Origin of the sequence: Luteimonas sp. WGS1318, from assembly GCF_043187535.1 — a bacterium.
In the GTDB taxonomy this organism is placed as follows: domain Bacteria; phylum Pseudomonadota; class Gammaproteobacteria; order Xanthomonadales; family Xanthomonadaceae; genus Luteimonas.
Genome location: NZ_CP171131.1, coordinates 1,523,084 through 1,540,549 on the forward strand (window position 1 = coordinate 1,523,084; position 17,466 = coordinate 1,540,549).

The 17,466-nt window shown below is 69.1% G+C and carries 18 protein-coding genes; 16 read left to right on the forward strand and 2 right to left on the reverse strand.

Annotated elements, in window-relative coordinates; translation table 11 throughout:
• The first annotated feature begins 157 nt into the window (after positions 1-157).
• Positions 158-2,074, forward strand: coding sequence for a histidine ammonia-lyase (hutH, locus tag ACF3M1_RS07015; protein WP_394004852.1), 1,917 nt, complete (start codon positions 158-160; stop codon positions 2,072-2,074).
• Positions 2,071-2,433: a hypothetical protein gene (locus tag ACF3M1_RS07020; RefSeq protein WP_394004853.1), complete on the forward strand. Its 363-nt coding sequence runs from the start codon at positions 2,071-2,073 to the stop codon at positions 2,431-2,433. The genes hutH and ACF3M1_RS07020 overlap by 4 nt, the downstream gene beginning before the upstream one ends.
• Before the next feature lie 147 nt (positions 2,434-2,580).
• On the opposite strand, the gene ACF3M1_RS07025 is transcribed toward ACF3M1_RS07020, so the two are convergent.
• Positions 2,581-2,904 carry a tetratricopeptide repeat protein gene (locus ACF3M1_RS07025; protein ID WP_394004854.1) on the reverse strand — a complete coding sequence of 108 codons (324 nt, stop codon included), beginning with the start codon at positions 2,902-2,904 and terminating at the stop codon, positions 2,581-2,583.
• A 243-nt stretch (positions 2,905-3,147) separates the two neighbouring features.
• Between ACF3M1_RS07025 and ACF3M1_RS07030 the strand changes: the two genes are divergently transcribed.
• From ACF3M1_RS07030 to ACF3M1_RS07095, 14 genes are all read left to right on the forward strand, one after another.
• Positions 3,148-3,471, forward strand: coding sequence for a YerC/YecD family TrpR-related protein (locus ACF3M1_RS07030; RefSeq protein WP_180546270.1), 324 nt, complete (start codon positions 3,148-3,150; stop codon positions 3,469-3,471).
• A 10-nt stretch (positions 3,472-3,481) separates the two neighbouring features.
• Positions 3,482-4,396, forward strand: coding sequence for an ATP phosphoribosyltransferase (hisG, locus tag ACF3M1_RS07035; RefSeq protein WP_394004855.1), 915 nt, complete (start codon positions 3,482-3,484; stop codon positions 4,394-4,396).
• The gene (hisD, locus tag ACF3M1_RS07040) at positions 4,393-5,733 is read left to right on the forward strand and encodes a histidinol dehydrogenase (protein ID WP_394004856.1); all 1,341 of its coding nucleotides are present in this window, start codon (positions 4,393-4,395) and stop codon (positions 5,731-5,733) included. Before hisG ends, hisD begins: the two co-directional genes overlap by 4 nt.
• Positions 5,730-6,812, forward strand: coding sequence for a histidinol-phosphate transaminase (gene hisC, locus ACF3M1_RS07045; protein ID WP_394004857.1), 1,083 nt, complete (start codon positions 5,730-5,732; stop codon positions 6,810-6,812). Before hisD ends, hisC begins: the two co-directional genes overlap by 4 nt.
• Positions 6,809-7,894, forward strand: coding sequence for a bifunctional histidinol-phosphatase/imidazoleglycerol-phosphate dehydratase HisB (gene hisB / locus ACF3M1_RS07050; RefSeq protein WP_394004858.1), 1,086 nt, complete (start codon positions 6,809-6,811; stop codon positions 7,892-7,894). Before hisC ends, hisB begins: the two co-directional genes overlap by 4 nt.
• A 160-nt stretch (positions 7,895-8,054) precedes the next feature.
• Complete coding sequence (gene hisH / locus ACF3M1_RS07055) at positions 8,055-8,654, forward strand: imidazole glycerol phosphate synthase subunit HisH (RefSeq protein WP_394004859.1); 600 nt, start codon at positions 8,055-8,057, stop codon at positions 8,652-8,654.
• Positions 8,655-8,657: 3 nt separating this feature from the next.
• Positions 8,658-9,392 carry a 1-(5-phosphoribosyl)-5-[(5-phosphoribosylamino)methylideneamino]imidazole-4-carboxamide isomerase gene (gene hisA, locus ACF3M1_RS07060; RefSeq protein ID WP_394004860.1) on the forward strand — a complete coding sequence of 245 codons (735 nt, stop codon included), beginning with the start codon at positions 8,658-8,660 and terminating at the stop codon, positions 9,390-9,392.
• Complete coding sequence (gene hisF / locus ACF3M1_RS07065) at positions 9,386-10,159, forward strand: imidazole glycerol phosphate synthase subunit HisF (RefSeq protein ID WP_394004861.1); 774 nt, start codon at positions 9,386-9,388, stop codon at positions 10,157-10,159. Before hisA ends, hisF begins: the two co-directional genes overlap by 7 nt.
• On the forward strand, positions 10,156-10,776 hold the full coding sequence (gene hisIE / locus ACF3M1_RS07070) for a bifunctional phosphoribosyl-AMP cyclohydrolase/phosphoribosyl-ATP diphosphatase HisIE (protein WP_394004862.1): 621 nt from the start codon (positions 10,156-10,158) through the stop codon (positions 10,774-10,776). The genes hisF and hisIE overlap by 4 nt, the downstream gene beginning before the upstream one ends.
• 104 nt (positions 10,777-10,880) lie before the next feature.
• Entirely contained in the window at positions 10,881-12,434 is a 1,554-nt protein-coding gene (locus ACF3M1_RS07075; RefSeq protein WP_394004863.1) for a M20/M25/M40 family metallo-hydrolase, read from the forward strand.
• Positions 12,431-12,994: a GNAT family N-acetyltransferase gene (locus ACF3M1_RS07080; RefSeq protein ID WP_394004864.1), complete on the forward strand. Its 564-nt coding sequence runs from the start codon at positions 12,431-12,433 to the stop codon at positions 12,992-12,994. The genes ACF3M1_RS07075 and ACF3M1_RS07080 overlap by 4 nt, the downstream gene beginning before the upstream one ends.
• A 31-nt stretch (positions 12,995-13,025) precedes the next feature.
• Complete coding sequence (locus ACF3M1_RS07085) at positions 13,026-13,805, forward strand: SAM-dependent methyltransferase (RefSeq protein WP_394004865.1); 780 nt, start codon at positions 13,026-13,028, stop codon at positions 13,803-13,805.
• Positions 13,806-13,846: 41 nt separating this feature from the next.
• Entirely contained in the window at positions 13,847-14,083 is a 237-nt protein-coding gene (locus tag ACF3M1_RS07090; RefSeq protein ID WP_394004866.1) for a hypothetical protein, read from the forward strand.
• Positions 14,016-15,959, forward strand: coding sequence for a diguanylate cyclase (locus tag ACF3M1_RS07095; RefSeq protein ID WP_394004867.1), 1,944 nt, complete (start codon positions 14,016-14,018; stop codon positions 15,957-15,959). Before ACF3M1_RS07090 ends, ACF3M1_RS07095 begins: the two co-directional genes overlap by 68 nt.
• Positions 15,960-15,980: 21 nt before the next feature.
• Here ACF3M1_RS07095 and ACF3M1_RS07100 read toward each other — a convergent pair whose 3' ends face one another.
• Complete coding sequence (locus ACF3M1_RS07100; protein WP_394004868.1) at positions 15,981-17,447, reverse strand: aldehyde dehydrogenase family protein; 1,467 nt, start codon at positions 17,445-17,447, stop codon at positions 15,981-15,983.
• Between the last annotated feature and the right edge of the window lie 19 nt (positions 17,448-17,466).

The following is a 17,466-nucleotide window of genomic DNA, read 5'->3' on the forward strand; positions in this document are numbered from 1 at the left end:
CAGGCGGGGATCCAGGGACTTTGTTCTTTCAGATGTCGACGTCCATGGATGACCAGCCGTTCGGCTGTTAAGAGCCCCGCTTGCGCGGGAATGACGGTTCCGATTGCAGATGCGACTGCAAAGCCGTTCTACCCGTGACCTGCAGGAGATTCCATCCATGAAATCCATCCGCCTCGACGGCCGTTCGCTGAGCCGCGCCCACTTGGTCATGGTCGCGCACGGCGCGCCGGTCGATCTGGACGAGGGCGCGCTGCAGGCGGTCGCCCGCGCTGCCGATTTTCTCGCCGAGCAGGTGCGTCGCGAGGAGCCGATCTACGGTGTGTCGACCGGGTTCGGCAGCAATGCCGACCGCCTGCTCGGCGCGCGTCCGCTGCGTGACGATCTGCCCGGCGCGACGCCGTCAGGCCGCTCGCTGCACGAGGAACTGCAGGTCAACCTGATCGTGACCCACGCGGTCTGCGTCGGCGAACCGCTCTCGGCCGACGTGGTGCGCGCGATGCTGTGCATCCGCATCAACACGCTGCTGCGCGGGCACTCCGGTATCCGCGTCTCGACGCTGCAGGCGCTGACCGCGCTGCTGAACTCCGGCATCGTGCCGGTGGTGCCGGCGCTGGGTTCGGTGGGCGCCTCCGGCGACCTCGCGCCGCTGTCGCATCTGGCGATCGTGCTGCTCGGCGGCGGCGAGGCGTTCGTCGACGGCGAGCGGATGCCGGGCGCCGAGGCCTTGAAGCGCGCCGGTCTCGCACCGGTCACGCTGTCGTACAAGGAAGGCCTGGCGCTCAACAACGGCACCGCGCAGATGCTGGCCACCGGCGTGCTCGCGTTGCAGAAGCTCGATGCGCTGCTCGACACCGCTGATCTCGCCGCGGCGATGACGATCGACGCCTTCGCCGGCCGCCTCGGCGCGTTCGATGCCGAGGTGCACGCATTGCGTCCGCACCCGGGCCAGGTCGAGGTCGCCGCGCATCTGCGCGAGCTGCTCGATGGCTCCACGCTCGCCGACATCCCGTATCACCTCGTACCGCGCTTCCGCCCGTGGCTGCCGGGCAGCTGGGACACCGCCGAGGCGCAGGCGCTGCGTTTCGACATCGGCTGGGACTGGGTGCCGAGCGACCAGCGCCACGGCCGCGAGAAGTTCTACACGCGCTTCCGCCCGTTCCGCGGCGGCAAGAAGCACCAGCCCCAGGACAGCTATTCGCTGCGCTGCATTCCGCAGGTGCACGGCGCCGTGCGTGACGCGGTGGAGCAGGCCAAGCGCGTGTTCGAGATCGAGCTCAATGCGGTCACCGACAATCCGCTGGTGTTTCCGGACCGCGAGGCCGAGCACGTCGAGGAGCAGGTCATTTCCGCCGGTCATTTCCACGGCATGCCGCTGGCGCTGGCGATGAGCTACGTCAAGGCCGCGATTCCGGTGCTGGCGTCGATTTCGGAGCGCCGTCTCAACAAGCTGGTCGACCCGGCGACGAACGACGGCCTGCCGGGCTTTCTGATCGGCAACGAGGACGCCACCGAATCGGGCTACATGATCGTGCAGTACACCGCCGCGGCGATCGTCAACGATCTCGCCACGCGCGCGCACCCGGCCAGCGTCTATTCGATTCCGACCAGCGCGAACGCCGAAGACCACGTGTCGATGGGCACCAACGAGGCGCGTCACGTGCTGTCGATGGCCGATGACCTCGGCAAGGTATTGGCGCTGGAGCTCTACACCGCCGCCCAGGCGCTGGATCTGCGGACCGATATGATCAACGCGGCGCGCGATCTGGCCCGGCGCGGCGACGCGATGGCGTTGGCTGCCAAGGTGCAGGGCGGCCCGCCGGCCGATGGCGCGACGCGCACGACATTCGACGCCGAGGTCGAGGGCCTGCGTGCCGAACTGGCCGCCTGTGAGGCTTTCCACCCCGGCGCCGTCGTGGCGGCCGCGCATGCCCGCATCCGCGAGGTCATCCCCTTCCTCGACCGCGACCGGGCCCTGGACGGCGAAGTCGCCGCCGCGGTGCGCCTGGTGGCCGAGGGTGCGCTGCTGTCGGTGCTGCCGCGCTGGCATGCCGGCGAAGTCGTGCCCGACGCGTGAACCTGCCGCTGCACCTCGGCTGGCTCGGCGTGCTCGAAGCCGCCGGCATCGCGCTGCTGGTCGGCGCGCTGTGTTTCTCGCTGTTCCACTGGCTGGGCGTGCGCAACCGCTGGGCGCACGGCCCCAGCCTCGGCTGGGGCTGTCTGACCGCGCTGGCGATCGCCACCGGCATCGATGCCTGGAACCTGTTCTACATGGGCGTGGTGCGGCTCGAATCGCCGGTCTATGCGCGGATCGCACTGGCGAAGATCCACGATCCCGACTTCCTCGGCACCCGCGTGCTGATGTCCTCGATCGGCGCGCTGTCGGGCGTTGCACTGGCGTGGATGGCACTGCACGGGCGCCGCCACAGCGAATAGGCCCGCCGCCGTGTAGGAGCGCGCTCGTGCGCGATGGCGCCTTCCCGGTCAGTCCCATCGCGCGCAAGCGCGCTCCTACACGAGATACCCGCACGACCTCGGGACGGACGGTTCAAAGAGGCTGCGTCCAGGGCATTGCTTGTTCGCCTAGGATGTCGCCTGCCGTCCGCGCGCGATCCGGCGCAGGAACACCGTCATCTCCTTCGTCGACTGCACGTCCCCGCGCCGCGCCGCCGCATCGAGGCCCGCGCGCCATGCCGCTTCGGCTTCATCGTCACGACCGAGTGCGAGCAGCGCCTTGCCGAGCAGTTTCCACGCTGCCGAGTAATCGGGATCGTGCCGCGTCGCCGCTGCCAGATGCGTTGCGGCCGCGTCCGTGTCGCCCGCCTGCAGGCACGCCGTGCCCAGCCCGAAGCGCAGCAGCGCATCGTCGCGTCCTGCATCGAGCAGGGCTTGGAGGCGTTCGCGCATGAAGTCTCCCGATTCGGAGTCGTGACGCCCGATCGTCGCCGAGCCCCGCACGCACCGGGTGGAACGCTGCGGTCCAACCCGGTCCGGAAAGGTATTGCCACTGCGCAAGCGGCGGGTTTCGTTGCCTCCCACGGCCGTCGCGACGATGGCGCTCCGCCGTCCAGTGCACGCCCCCGGTTGACTTCATGCCGGATCGGAGTAATGTACTAGCACGCTATTACATTGATACGTCTCCCCACGCCCGTGAAGCAACGCCCCGAACCCCTGCCGGACCATGAAGCCAGCGCCTCGCTGACGGCGCTGGCGCGTGCGTTCGCGGGGCTGAAGACGGCCGACGAGGTCGCGCGTTTTCTCGACGACCTGTGCACGCCGGCCGAGCTGGAAGCGCTGGTCGATCGCTGGCGCGTGGTGCCGCTGCTGCAGCAGGGCGTGCCGTATCGCGAGATCCACGACCGCACCGGCGTCAGCGTGACGACCGTCGGCCGCGTCGCCCGCACGCTCGATCGCGGCGCCGGCGGTTACGCGATCGCGGCGCGTCGCGTGTCTCGCACCAACGAATCCCACTGAGGTCACCCCCATGAGTCCTGTGAACGGCGGCGCCACGCGCGATCGCCTGCGTATCGCCATCCAGAAGTCCGGCCGCCTGAGCGAGCCGGCGCGTGGCCTGCTGGCGTCCTGTGGCCTGTCCTGGCGTGAGAGCCGCGACAAGCTGTTCTGCTACGGCGAGACCCTGCCGGTCGATCTGTTGCTGGTGCGCGACGACGACATTCCCGGCCTGCTCGCCGATGGCGTCTGCGACTACGGCATCGTCGGCCGCAACGTGCTCGACGAGGTCGGCGCCGATCGTGCGCTGAAGGGCCTGCCGCAGGTGTCGAAGGCGGTGCGCGGCCTCGGCTTCGGCGGTTGCCGGCTCGACATCGCGATTCCGGAATCGGCCGAATGGACCGGTCCGGCGCAGCTGCAGGGCAGCCGCATCGCGACCAGTTATCCCGGCCTGCTGCAGCAATGGCTGGAGGCGAACGGCGTCGAGGCGACGATCGTCAACCTGTCGGGCTCGGTCGAGATCGCGCCGCGCCTCGGCCAGGCCGACGTGATCTGCGATCTCGTCTCCAGCGGCGCCACGCTGACCGCGAACCAGCTCAAGCCCGCGGTCACGCTGATGACCAGCGAAGCGGTGCTGGCCGGCCCGGTGACCCCCTTGTCCGACGTGCGCGGCGATCTCGCGTCGCTGCTGCTGCGCCGCCTCGACGGCGTGCTGCGGCTGCGCGACAGCCGGCTGGTGATGTTCCAGTCGCGCCGTGACGGCGTGGACGCGCTGCTCAAGCTGCTGCCCGACGCCGAGGCGCCGACGCTGCTGCAGGTCGACGGCAGCGACAAGGTCGCGCTGCAGGTGTTGTGCCACGGCGAGATGACCTGGCCGCGCCTCGAAGCCCTGAAGCAGGCCGGCGCCGCCGGACTGATGGTGTTGCCGGTGGAGCGGATGCTGGCATGAGCACGCAGATCGATACGGTCAATCTCGACGACGCGATTCCGGCGATCGTCGACTGGTGCGAGGCCGGTGCCGACGCGCGCACCGAACTGCTGCGCCGGCCCACGCAGGCCGTTGCGGCGCAGACGCGCATCGCGGTCGCTGACGTGCTCGACGACGTGCGGACGCGCGGCGACGATGCCCTGCGCGAGCTAACAGAACGCTTCGATCGCGTGGTCCTCGAGGACTTCGAAGTCGGCGCCGACGAATTCGCCGCGGCCGAGGCCGCGGTGCCCGCGGACCTGCGCGAGGCGATGGTCAATGCCGCCGCGCGTATCGAGCGTTTCCACGCGGCGGGCATGACCGCCGGCTACAACGTCGACACCGCCGACGGGGTCAACTGCGCACGCATCGTGCGGCCGATCCCGCGCGTCGGCCTGTATGTGCCTGCCGGCACCGCGCCGTTGCCGTCGACCGCGCTGATGCTCGGCGTGCCGTCGCGCCTGGCCGGGTGCCGCGAGGTCGTGCTGTGCACGCCACCGCGTCCTGATGGCAGTGCCGATCCGGCCGTGCTGGTGGCTGCAAGGCTCACCGGCGTGCACCGCGTGTTCAAGCTGGGCGGCGCGCAGGCGATCGCGGCGATGGCCTTCGGTACCGAACGCGTGCCTGCCTGCGACAAGCTGTTCGGCCCGGGCAACAGCTTCGTCACCGAGGCCAAGCAGCAGGTTGCGCAGGGCGGCACGGTGGCGATAGACATGCCGGCCGGTCCTTCGGAAGTGCTGGTGATCGCGGACGCCGGTGCGGACGCCGCGTTCGTCGCCGCCGATCTGCTGTCTCAGGCCGAACACGGCCCCGATTCGCAGGTGCTGCTGCTGTCCGACGACGATGCGCTGCTGGAGAAGGTGCGCGCGGAACTGTCGACGCAACTGGCAGCGCTGCCGCGCGCGGCGATCGCACGCCAGGCGATGGCGCGCTCGCGGTTGCTGCGGGTGGACACGCTCGACACCGCGTTCGACATCAGCAACCGCTATGCGCCCGAACACCTGATCCTCGCGCTGCGCACGCCGCGCGACTGGCTCGATCACGTCGAGGTCGCCGGTTCGGTGTTCCTCGGCGACTGGACGCCCGAAGCGCTGGGCGATTACTGCAGCGGCACCAACCACGTCCTGCCGACCGGCGGCGCGGCGCGCGCGTGGAGCGGGGTCAGCGTGTCGAGCTTCCAGAACACGGTCAGCGTGCAGTCGGCGAATGCCGCCGGCATCCGCGCGATCGGTCCCGATGCGGTGACGATGGCGCGCGCCGAAGGCCTCGACGCCCACGCGAACGCGGTCGCGCTGCGGATCGCGAAGGCGGCGGCATGAGCAGCGTGCGCGATCTGGTCCGCGAGGACCTGCGTGATTTCGCCGGCTATGCCTCGGCGCGCACGCAGCGGCTCGAAGGAGACGTCTGGCTCAACGCCAACGAGGCGCCACTGGCGAATCCCGGCGATACCGACGGACGTTGCCGGCGCTACCCGTCGCCGCAGCCGCCCGAGCTGCAGGCGCGGCTGGCCGAGGTGTATGGCGTCGAGGTCGAGCAGTTGCTGATCGGCCGCGGCAGCGACGAAGCGATCGATCTGCTGGTGCGCGCGCTGTGTGTCCCCGGTCGGGATGCGGTGCTGGCGACGCCGCCGGTGTTCGGCATGTACGCCGTCAGTGCACGGCTGCAGGGCGCGGCCTTCGTCGAGGTGCCGCTGGTCGATGGCACGGAGGGCTTCGTCGTGGACGTGGGGGCGGTCCGCACCGCGGCGCTCGCGCGCGGCGCCAAGCTCGTGTTCCTGTGCTCGCCGTCCAACCCGACCGGCGGCCTGGTGCCGCTGGCCGAGGTGGACCACCTGGCCGATGCGCTGGCGGGCCGGGCGGTCGTCGTCGTCGACGAGGCCTATATCGAATTCGCGGGGACGGCCTCGGCCACCACGCTGCTCGCCGCGCACGACAATCTCGTCGTATTGCGCACGCTGTCGAAGTCGCATGCGCTCGCGGCCGCCCGGATCGGCGTGGCGATCGGCCACCCCGGTCTGATCGCGGTGCTGCGCCGTTGCCAGGCGCCGTATCCGGTGCCGACGCCCTGCGCCGATCTTGCGCTGGCCGGGCTGTCGCCGGATGCGCTCGCGCTGACGCAGGCGCGCGTCACTGAGACCATCATCGAGCGTGATGCGCTCGCCGCAGCACTCGCGACCACGCCGGGCGTGCGCCAGGTGTATCCGTCGGCCGGCAACTATCTTCTGGTGCGCTTCGTCGACGCGGATCGCGCATTCGCTGCGCTGCTGTCGGCCGGCATCGTCGTGCGCGACCAGCGCGCCGCGCCGCAGCTCGGCGACGCGCTGCGCATCAGTCTCGGCACGCCTGCGCAGAACGCGCGCGTGCTGTCCGCCCTGCAAGCGTTGGAGATCGCGGCATGAGTGCGCGCGGCAAGAAGATCCTGTTCGTCGACCGCGATGGCACCCTGATCGAGGAGCCGGCGGATTTCCAGATCGATGCCTTCGAGAAGCTGCGCTTCGTGCCCGGCGTGATCCCGGCGATGCTGCGGCTGCGCGATGCCGGCTTCGAATTCGTCATCGTCACCAACCAGGATGGCCTCGGCACCGAGGGCTATCCGCAGGCGACGTTCGACGGCCCGAATGACCTGATGCTGGGCATCTTCGAAAGTCAGGGCATCGTGTTCCGCGAAGTGCTGGTCGACCGCAGCTGGCCGGCCGACAACGCGCCCACACGCAAGCCGGCGCTCGGCCTGGTGATGCACTACCTGCGCGATCGCGGTATCGATCTCGACAACTCGGCGATGGTCGGCGACCGCGATACCGACATCCAGTTCGCCGAAAATCTCGGCATCCGCGGCTTCAAGCTGCGCACCGCGCAGTTCGGCGGCGAGTGGGACTGGGCCGGCATCGCGCATGAACTGTGCGATGCGCCGCGCCGCGCGACCGTCGTCCGCAACACGAAGGAAACCCGCATCCGCGTCGAACTCGATCTCGACGCCGCGGCGGATGCGCGCGTCTCGACCGGACTGCCGTTCTTCGACCACATGCTGGACCAGATCGGCAAGCACGCCGGCATTTCGCTGGTGGTGCAGGCCGAGGGCGATCTGCAGATCGACGAACACCACACGATCGAAGACACCGGCATCGCGCTGGGTCAGGCGCTGCGCGAAGCGCTCGGCGACAAGCGCGGCATCGCCCGTTACGGCTTCACCTTGCCGATGGACGAGACCCTGGCGAGCGCCGCACTCGATTTCGGCGGCCGGCCGTATCTCGTCTTCGATGGCCGCTTCGTGCGCGAACGCGTCGGCGACATGCCGACCGAACTGGTCGAGCATTTCTTCCGGTCGGTCTGCGACTCGGCGGCGTTGAACCTCAACCTCAAGGTCGAGGGCGACAACGATCACCACAAGGTCGAAGCCTGCTTCAAGGTCTTTGCGCGCGCGCTGGGCCAGGCCGTGCGCCGCAGTGGCGATGCGCTGCCGAGCACGAAGGGGACGTTGTGATGAGGCTGAACGCGGTGAAGCTTGAGCCCGTCATTCCCGCGAAGGCGGGAATCCAAAGACGTTCGGTCCGATTGCGCAAACGTCCATGGATTCCCGCCTGCGCGGGAATGACGGTAGTTGGGCGCGTTGCGGGATTTGCGCAGTCACACGGAGCAATGCCATGCGCGTCGTAATCGTCGACGCGGGCGGCGCCAACACCGGTTCGGTGCGCTACGCCTTCGAGCGTCTCGACATCGATGCGGCGCTGGTGACCGATGCCGCCAGCATCCGTGCCGCCGACCGGGTGATCCTGCCCGGCGTCGGCACGGCGGCGCAGGTCATGGCGCGGCTGCAGCAGCTCGATCTGGTCGACGTGCTGCGCACACTCGAACGTCCGCTGCTCGGTATCTGCGTCGGCATGCAGTTGTTGTTCGAATCCTCGGAAGAGGGCGACGTCGCCGGTCTCGGCCTGCTGCCGGGCCGCGTGTCGCGGTTGCGCGGCGGGCCTGGCCTGCGCGTGCCGCACATGGGCTGGAGCACGCTGCGGGCCGCGCGTCCCGACGCGCTGGTCGAGGGCGTCGACGGCGCCCAGGCCTATTTCGTCCACAGCTTCGCCGCGCCGGTCACCGACGACTGCGTGCTGGCCGGCGATCACGGCGAGGCGTTTGCCGCTGCGGTGCGCCGCGGTCGCATCGCCGGCACCCAGTTCCATCCCGAGCGCTCCGCCGCCGTCGGCGCGCGCGTGCTGCGCAATTTCCTGTCCCCTGCGTTTGAGGCCTGAGTCATGGCATTCACCGTCTATCCCGCGATCGACATCCGCCACGGCCGCGTCGTGCGCCTGGCGCAGGGCGACTACGCACAGGAAACCCGCTACGGCGACGATCCGCTGGCGCAGATCGAGGCCTACGCCGAGGCCGGCGCCGAGTGGCTGCACCTGGTCGATCTCGATGCTGCGCGCGAGGGCGGCTATACGCTCGCGCCGCTGCTCGCGCGCATCCGCGCCGATACCGGGCTGCGCGTGCAGACCGGCGGCGGCGTTCGCACCGAGGACGACGTACGCCGCATTCTCGACGCGGGCGCCGAGCGCGTCGTGGTCGGCTCGCTGGCCGTGCGCGAGCCGGCACGCGTGTTGAAGTGGATCGAGACCTTCGGCGCCGAGCACGTCACCGTCGCGCTCGATACCCGCCAGGGCCGTGATGGCGTCTGGCATCTGCCGGTGCACGGCTGGACCGAGACCGCCGACGCCACGCTCGACGTGCTCGCGGTGCGCTATGCGCAGGGCGGTCTCACGCATCTGTTGAGCACCGACATCGCCCGCGACGGCATGCTGTCCGGCCCGAATCTCGATCTCTATGCGCACCTCAAGGCGCTGGTGCCCACGCTCGAGGTGCAGGCCTCGGGCGGCGTGCGCGAGCTCGCCGACGTGCGCGCGGCCAAGGCCCAGGGCTGCGGCGGCATCGTGCTCGGCCGCGCGCTGCTCGAAGGCCGCCTGGGCGTTGCCGAGGCCTTGGCATGCTGAGCCGCCGCATCATTCCCTGCCTCGACGTGCGCGAAGGTCGCGTGGTCAAGGGCGTGCGCTTCCGCGATCACGTCGACATGGGCGACATCGTCGATCTCGCGCTGCGCTACCGCGACGCGGGCGCCGACGAGCTGGTGTTCTACGACATCTCGGCCAGCCCGCAGGGCCGCTCGGTCGACCGCGGCTGGGTGGAACGCGTCTCGCGGCTGATCGACATTCCGTTCTGCGTCGCCGGCGGCATCCGCGATGTCGAGACCGCGCGCGCCGTGCTGCATGCCGGCGCCGACAAGATCTCGGTCAACACGCCGGCGCTGGAGCGCCCCGCACTGGTTTCCGAGCTCGCGGAGGCCTTCGGCGTGCAGTGCGTCGTCGTCGGCATCGATTCGATCCGTGAAGTGGACGGCGAGTGGCGCGTGCGCAGTTACACCGGCGATCCCGACCGCACCCGCGAACTGCCGATCCGCACGCTCGACTGGATCGCCGAGGCCGTGCGCCTGGGCGCCGGCGAGATCGTGCTCAACTGCATGGACAAGGATGGCGTGCGCACCGGCTACGATCTGGAGCAACTGGCGGCCGCACGCGCAGTCTGCGCGGTGCCGTTGATCGCCTCGGGCGGCGCCGGCGAGATCGCGCATTTCGCCGACGCATTCCTGCAGGCCGACGTCGACGGCGCGCTGGCGGCCAGCGTGTTCCACAGCGGCCGCATCGCCATTCCCGAACTCAAGCGCGCGCTCGCCGCGCAGCACATCGAGGTCCGCCGCGTATGACATCGACCGCCACTCCGACCGCGCCCGACGTCGACACACTCGACTGGTCCAAGGGCGACGGCCTGTTGCCCGCCGTCGTCCAGGACGCCGCCACGCTGCGCGTGCTGATGCTCGGTTACATGGATCGCGCCGCATTCGCCGAAACCCTGCGCCGCGGCCATGTCACCTTCTTCAGCCGCAGCAAGCAGCGCCTGTGGACCAAGGGCGAAGAGTCCGGCCATGTGCTGGAACTGGTCTCGATGGAGACCGATTGCGACGCCGACACGATTCTGGTGCTGGCACATCCGCGCGGGCCGACGTGCCACCTGCAGCGTCCGAGCTGCTTCCCCAGCGCGCCGGCCGGCGTGCTCGCCGAACTCGATTCGCTGATCGAAACCCGCGAGCGCGAGCGCCCCGAGGGCAGCTATACGACGCGTCTGTTCGACGGGGGCATCCGCCGCATTGCGCAGAAGGTGGGCGAGGAGGGCGTCGAAACCGCGCTCGCGGGCGTCGTGCAGGATGACGACGCACTGCTCGGCGAAAGCGCGGACCTGCTGTATCACCTGATCGTGTTGCTGCGCGCGCGGGGTCTGTCGCTGGCCGATGTCGAACAGGTACTGCGCGCGAGGGGTGGCTGAGCGCCACGGTGCGGCACTGTATGGTGCTGCCCTGATCCGGGCGCGGTTTTGCACGCGCGCCGATCGCGGGCATGATCCGGTGACCTGAACCGGGAGTGCCAAGGATGCGCCTGTCCACCATCGCCCTGACGTCCGCAGTGCTGCTGACGATCGCATCGGCCCAGGCCGAACGTCCCGTTTACCCGTTCACCACGCAAGCCCAGTTCGATTCTGCTGCGGTGCCGGCCTACGCCGGCCGCCACGACGCGGTCTATGCGCACATCGACGCGCAGCAGGATGCGCACGTCGCACAGCTGCAGCGCTGGGTGCGCCAGCGCTCGATCAGTGCCGAGAACGACGGCATCGACGCGATGGCCGATCTGCTGGCCGACGACCTGCGCGGGCTGGGCTTCCAGGAGGTGCGTCGGGTGGAGACCACCGGCCATCCGGGCGTGCTCGGCCATTACGACGCCGGCGCGCCGACCACGCTGGTGGTCTACATGATGTACGACGTGCAGCCGGTCGAGCCGAACTGGCGGATCGCCGATCCGTTCGCCGGCGATCTGGTCGAGCACGAGCACGGCACCGTGCTGATGGCGCGCGGCGCGATGAACCAGAAAGGCCCGCAACGCGCGTTTCTCAATGCGGTGGCGTCGATGCTGGCGGTCGACGGCACGTTGCCGGTCAATCTCTACGTCGTCGCCGAGGGCGAGGAAGAGCTGGGTTCGCCGAACTTCGGCGCGGTGCTGGCGCCGTGGCGCGAGCGGCTGCGCACGGCCGATGGCGCGTTCTTCCCGATGCTGATCCAGAGCGCGACCGGCGCGGCGCAGCTCAATCTCGGCGTGAAGGGCATCATCTACTTCGAACTCGAAGCCCGCGGCGGTGCGCACGGCGGTCCGACGCGTGCCGAGATCCACGGCTCGTTCAAATCCCTGGTCGACGCGCCGGCGCTGCGCCTGGTGCAGGCGATCGCCTCGCTGACCTCGGCCGACGGCAACACCGTCGCGATTCCCGGGTATTACGAGGCGGTCACGCCACCCACCCAGGCCGAGCAGACCCTGGTCAACGCGCTGGCCGCGGATGTCGACGATGCCGCGCTGCAGCGCTCGCTCGGCGTGGAGCGCTGGGTGGACGGGCTGACCGGGCGCGAGGCCATCGTGCGCAATCTGTGGGAGCCGACGCTCAATATCGACGGCCTGTGGAGCGGCTACACCGGCGAGGGCATGAAGACCATCCTGCCGCACGTCGCGACCGCCAAGCTGGACTCGCGCCTGCCGCCCGGCCTCGAACCCGATGCCGCCTACGCGATGATCCGCGCGCATCTCGATGCAGGCGGCTTCGGGGACATCGTGCTGCGTCCGCTGTCGGGCTATCCGGCCGCGTCGACCGCCGCCGACACGCCGCTGGTGCAGGCCGCGATCGGCGTCTTCAACAAATACGGCGCCAAGGCGCGCGTCGCGCCTTGGCTGGCGGGCAGCGCGCCGTTCTACCAGTTCACACGCACGCTGGACCTGCCGTTCGTGTTCGGCGGGCTGGGCCATGGCTGGGGCGCGCACGGACCGGACGAGTACATGCTGATCCGACCTGCCGAAGGCGTGGGCGCGGCGGGCCTCGCCGAGGTCGAGAAGTTCTATGTCGACCTGCTGCATGCGTTCGCCGAGGGTGCCCGCACACGATGAGCGGCGTGACCGGCCGCGTCGACGTCTCGGCGGTCTGGCCCGATATGTTCACCACGGCACGCCTGCGTGCGACACCGCTGTGCGAAGCCGATGGCGCGCTGTTCGCTGCGCTGTACGGCGATGCCGAGACGATGGCGCAGGTCGGCGCGCCGCTCGACGTGGAGGCGGCCGGCCGCGCACTGTCGGCCGCGCTGCGCCAGATGCGCAGTGATCCGCCCAGGGCGCGCTACTGGCGGCTGGACGATGGGCCGCACGCGCTCGGACTGCTGTCGCTGGTGATCGATGCGGGGCGGACGACGGCCGAGACCGGTCTGCTGCTGGGCGCAGGTGCGCGCACGCGCGGAATCGCCTGCGAAGCGCTGGCGGCGCTGCTGCCGCGGGTGATCTGCGCCGGTGGGCTCGAGGCGGTGTGGACCCGCCATCGCCCCGGCCATGCCGCGGCGGAGGGCCTGATGCGGTCCCTCGGATTCGCTCCGCTCGATGCCGCGGCCGGCTGGGCACGCTGGCAGATGGGCCGTGCGCGCCTGCGGGCGCTTGCCGCAACGCGGATCAAGGTCTAGATTGCCGCCTTCGCAAGGGGGCGGATCACGCATGGAAAGCCAGGGCCGGTTGGCCTGTGTGGGTGTGGGCATGATGCTGGGCGCCCACCTGGGGCCCCGGGCCCGGCGCCACATCGAGACCGCCGACGTGGTGTTCGTCGCCGTCTCCGACCCGCTGGTGGAGCAGTGGGTGATGCGCATGAATGCCGACTGCCGCAGCCTGCAGCCGTTCTACCGCGAAGGCCGGTCGCGGCACCGCACCTATGCCGACATGGTCGAGGCGATGCTCGCCGAGGTGCGCGCCGGCCGCGAGGTCTGCGGCGCGTTCTACGGCCATCCGGGCGTGTTCGCCTGCGTCCCGCACCGGGCGATCGCCGCGGCGCGCGCCGAGGGCTTCCAGGCCGTGATGGAGCCGGGCATTTCGGCCGAGGACTGCCTGTACGCGGATCTGGGGGTCGACCCGGGCGAGGTCGGCTGCCAGCACTACGAAGCCAGCCAGTTCATGTTCTACCGCCGGATCATCGACCCGTCCGCCTGGCTCGTGCTGTGGCAGGTGGGCGTGGCCGGAATCCGTGACACAGGCCGTTTCACCAATACAGCCGCCGAGCGGGCGCTGCTGGTCGACCGTCTGTCGGAGGACTACCCCCTGGACCATGTCGTGACGCTCTATGAAGCTGCTACGCTCGCGGTCGCGCGGCCCCGGGTGGAGCGGGTGCCGCTCAGGGGGCTCGTCGACGCCACGCTGCACCAGCACACCACGCTCGTGGTGCCGCCGGGGCGGGCGATGGTGCGGGATGAGGTGATGTGGGGGCGTCTGTTTGCTGATGCGTGAGGCCTCTGGGCCGAGCCGTCATATTTTAAAAAGGGGATCAAATGCTGGATGTCATTGCACAACTCGAATCTTTAGGTATGGAAACGGCTTTTGGAGCAGAGAGCCAGCACAGCACACTCGCTGATTTGAGCCGACAAGCGGCGCAGGGCCGCGTATCTGCGATGACCTGCATCATCATGACCCCCGACGGGGGGGAGACCGAACCGCAGGGTGATCAACCGGATCAGGACGATGAAGGTAAGCGGGATCAGGATGAGCAGGATTCGCCGCACATTTGATCTGGATCCGCGGCGCGCCCTGGGGCGCGCGCGCGGCTGCCTGCTTTCGGCTTTCTTAGCTTTCGTGTTGGGGTATGCCGGAGGCGCACTTGCCTATCCGCCGCTGGACTTACTGATCGACGAAGCCGATGCGCTGCGGACATCGGATCCCAAACGCGTTGACGCCCTGCTCGGGCAAATGGACGGGATGCTTAACCGGGCTACATCGGAGCAGATCGGACGGATCAGGTTGCTTCGGGTGCATCGCTCGATTACAAGCGGTAAGTCCGCGCTCGCGATCTCAGAACTCCAGCAGGTTCTGGAAAATTCGCCCGACACACGGACGCGATTCGCCGCCGCGTCGATGCTGGCGAATACTTATGCCGTACAGCGGCAGTTTGAAGACGCGTTGCGTGCGCTGGACGCCATGCTTCCACTGGCTGACGGCATGGAAGACAGGGATCTCAAACATCGTGGTCTGATGGTCGCCGCCATCGTTTACAACCAAGTTGGCGAGTACTCTCTTGCTCTGCGCCATGCCGACGCGGTCGCAGGAGATCAGCCCTCCGAGCGCACCGCATGTGCGATCGCGGGCGTTACGCTTGAAGCCCAGAACGGACTCGGGCGCTCGTTCGACGATACGCTCGCACTAGAAGGGGTTCGCCAATGCGACGGCGAGCCGATTATTGCCGCGTTCGTACGCTGGCATCTGGCAAGTCAGATGGAGAGGCAGGGGCGCGTGAGTGACGCGAGCACGCTTCTGTCCGAGCATCTGGAAGAAGTCGAGGCGACGGGCTACCCCTTCATCATCGCGCAATACCACGCAATGCTTGCTGAGCTCGCTTTGAAAGCTGGCGACCAGCGCGCTGCGCGTTTCCACTCCGAGGAGGCGTTGGCTATCAGCAACGAGGCGATGTCGGCCGAGGCTGTCGTCAAAGCCCACCATGTCCAGTACCTGCTGTCACTGGAGGACGGCAATATGGCGGCGGCACTTTCCGCATACCGCCTCTACGCCGAAGCCGAACGCGCGCATTTCAACGATGTGAAGTCGCGCGAGATGGCCTATCAGGTGGTGCGCCACCAGTCCTTGCAGCAGGCGCAGCAGATCGAACTGTTGCATCAGAAGAACCAGCTCCTGGAGCTTCAGAAGCGCGTCACCGAACAGCGTGCGCAGAACTGGTTGCTGCTGGCGCTGGTGCTCATCGCGGGTATGACGTCGGTGGGGTACTGGGCCTACAAGACCAAGCGGCTGCAGGTGCGCCTCAAGCGCATGACCGAAACCGATGCGCTGACCGGCATCTGCAACCGGCAGCATTTTTCCGAACGCGCCGCCGCTGCGCTCGTACAGTGCGCGCGGGATGCCGAGCCTGCGGTGCTGGTGATGTTCGACCTCGACCATTTCAAGCAGGTCAACGACCGCTTCGGGCACGCCGCCGGCGACTGGGCGCTGCAACGCGTGGCCGAGGCGGTGCGCCCGCTGTGCCGTGACGTGGATGCGTTCGGACGGCTGGGCGGCGAGGAGTTCGCGTTGTTCCTGCCCGGATTGGACACGACGGCGGCGATCCGGCTGGCCGGCGATGCGCAGGCGCGCTTCGGGGCGATCGATGCGGGCGCGGCGGGCTATGCGTTCCGGATCGCGGCCAGCTTCGGCGTGGCGTCGGTCGACAGCGCGGGCTACAGCCTCGCCGCGCTGATGCGCCAGGCCGACCAGGCCATGTACGCCGCGAAGCGGGGCGGGCGACGGCAGGTCCGCGTGTTCGATGCCGCGATGGAGGCCGATGCGTCGACGACGACACCGGCTCCTATTGACCTGCTGCGCAGCGCGCTGCGTGGCGACGCCGCCGAACCGGCTGCGAGCCAGTCCAGCGACCCGGCCGCCCAGCGCGCGATTGCCTGAGCGGGCAGGTACGGACCCGGCTCAGGCCGGGTCGCGGATCACCAGCAGGCGCTCCTCGGTCATGTCGCGGATCGCGTACTTCACGCCTTCGCGGCCGCAGCCCGAATCCTTGATGCCGCCGTAGGGCATGTTGTCGACGCGGAAGCTCGGCACGTCGCCGACGATCACGCCGCCGGCCTCGATGCGATCCCAGGCGCGCATCGCGTGGGCGAGGTTGCCGGTGAACACGCCGGCCTGCAGGCCGAAGTCGCTGTCGTTCACCCGCGCGATCGCTTCATCGAAGCTGTCGACCGGTTCCAGCAATGCAACCGGGCCGAACACTTCCTTGCGCTCCAGGTCCGCATCGCGCGGCACTTTCTCCAGCAGCGTCGCGGGAATGATGTTGCCCTCGCGCTTGCCGCCGGCGATGACCTTGGCGCCGGCCTTGCGGGCGGCGTCGATCCAGGATTCGATCCGGTCGGCCGCGTCGCTGTCGATGACCGGGCCGACGAACGTGTTCTCATCACGCGGATCGCCGCTGCGCAGCGCACCGATCGCCTTCTTGAGCTTGCGGCGCAGGGCTTCATGCACGCTGCGATGCGCGTAGATGCGCTGCACGCCGATGCAGCTCTGGCCTGACTGGTAATACGCCCCGAACACCAGGCGTTCGACCACCTTGTCCAGCGGCAGGCCGGGATCCTCGTCGACGATGCAGGCCGCGTTGCCGCCGAGTTCCAGCACGACCTTCTTCTTGCCGGCGCGTGCCTTGAGGTCCCAGCCGATCAGGCCGCCGGTGAAGCTCAGCAGCGCGATGCGCTCGTCCTCGGTCAGCGCCGCGGCGTCCTCGTTGCTGCAGGGAATCACCGAAAACGCACCCTTGGGCAGGTCGGTCTCGGCCAGGATCTCGCCGATGATCAGCGCGCCGACTGGGGTCTTCGCCGCCGGCTTGAGCACGAACGGGCACCCGGCCGCGATCGCTGGCGCCACCTTGTGCGCCACCAGGTTGAGCGGAAAGTTGAACGGCGTGATGAAGCTGCAGACGCCAATCGGAACCCGCTTGACCATGCCGCGGTAGCCGCGCGTGCGCTCGGAGATCTGCAGTTCGAGCGTCTCGCCTTCGCTGCGCGTGGCTTCGCCGGCGGCGATGCGGAAGGTGTCGATCAGGCGGGTGACTTCGCCGCGGGCATCCTTGATCGGCTTGCCGGCCTCGATGCACAGCGCGAGCGCGAGCTCGTCGAAGCGTTCCTCGAAACGTCGCACGCAGTGCTCGAGCACGTCGCGGCGCTTGTCGGGCGGGAAATCGGCCATCGGTCCGCGCGCCTTGTGGGCGGCGACGATCGCCTTGCGGATCGCAGCGGCGTCGCCCATCGCAACGCGCGTGGCGACCTTCCCGCTGTACTTGTCGCGCACCTCGAGATCGGTGTTCGCCGCGACGGCGGCATTCGCGAGGTAGTAGGGATAGCTGCGTGCGAGCCCGGTGGTCTTGCGGGCGGTCGTCTTCTTGGCCATGGGGCGCTCCGGAATCGGA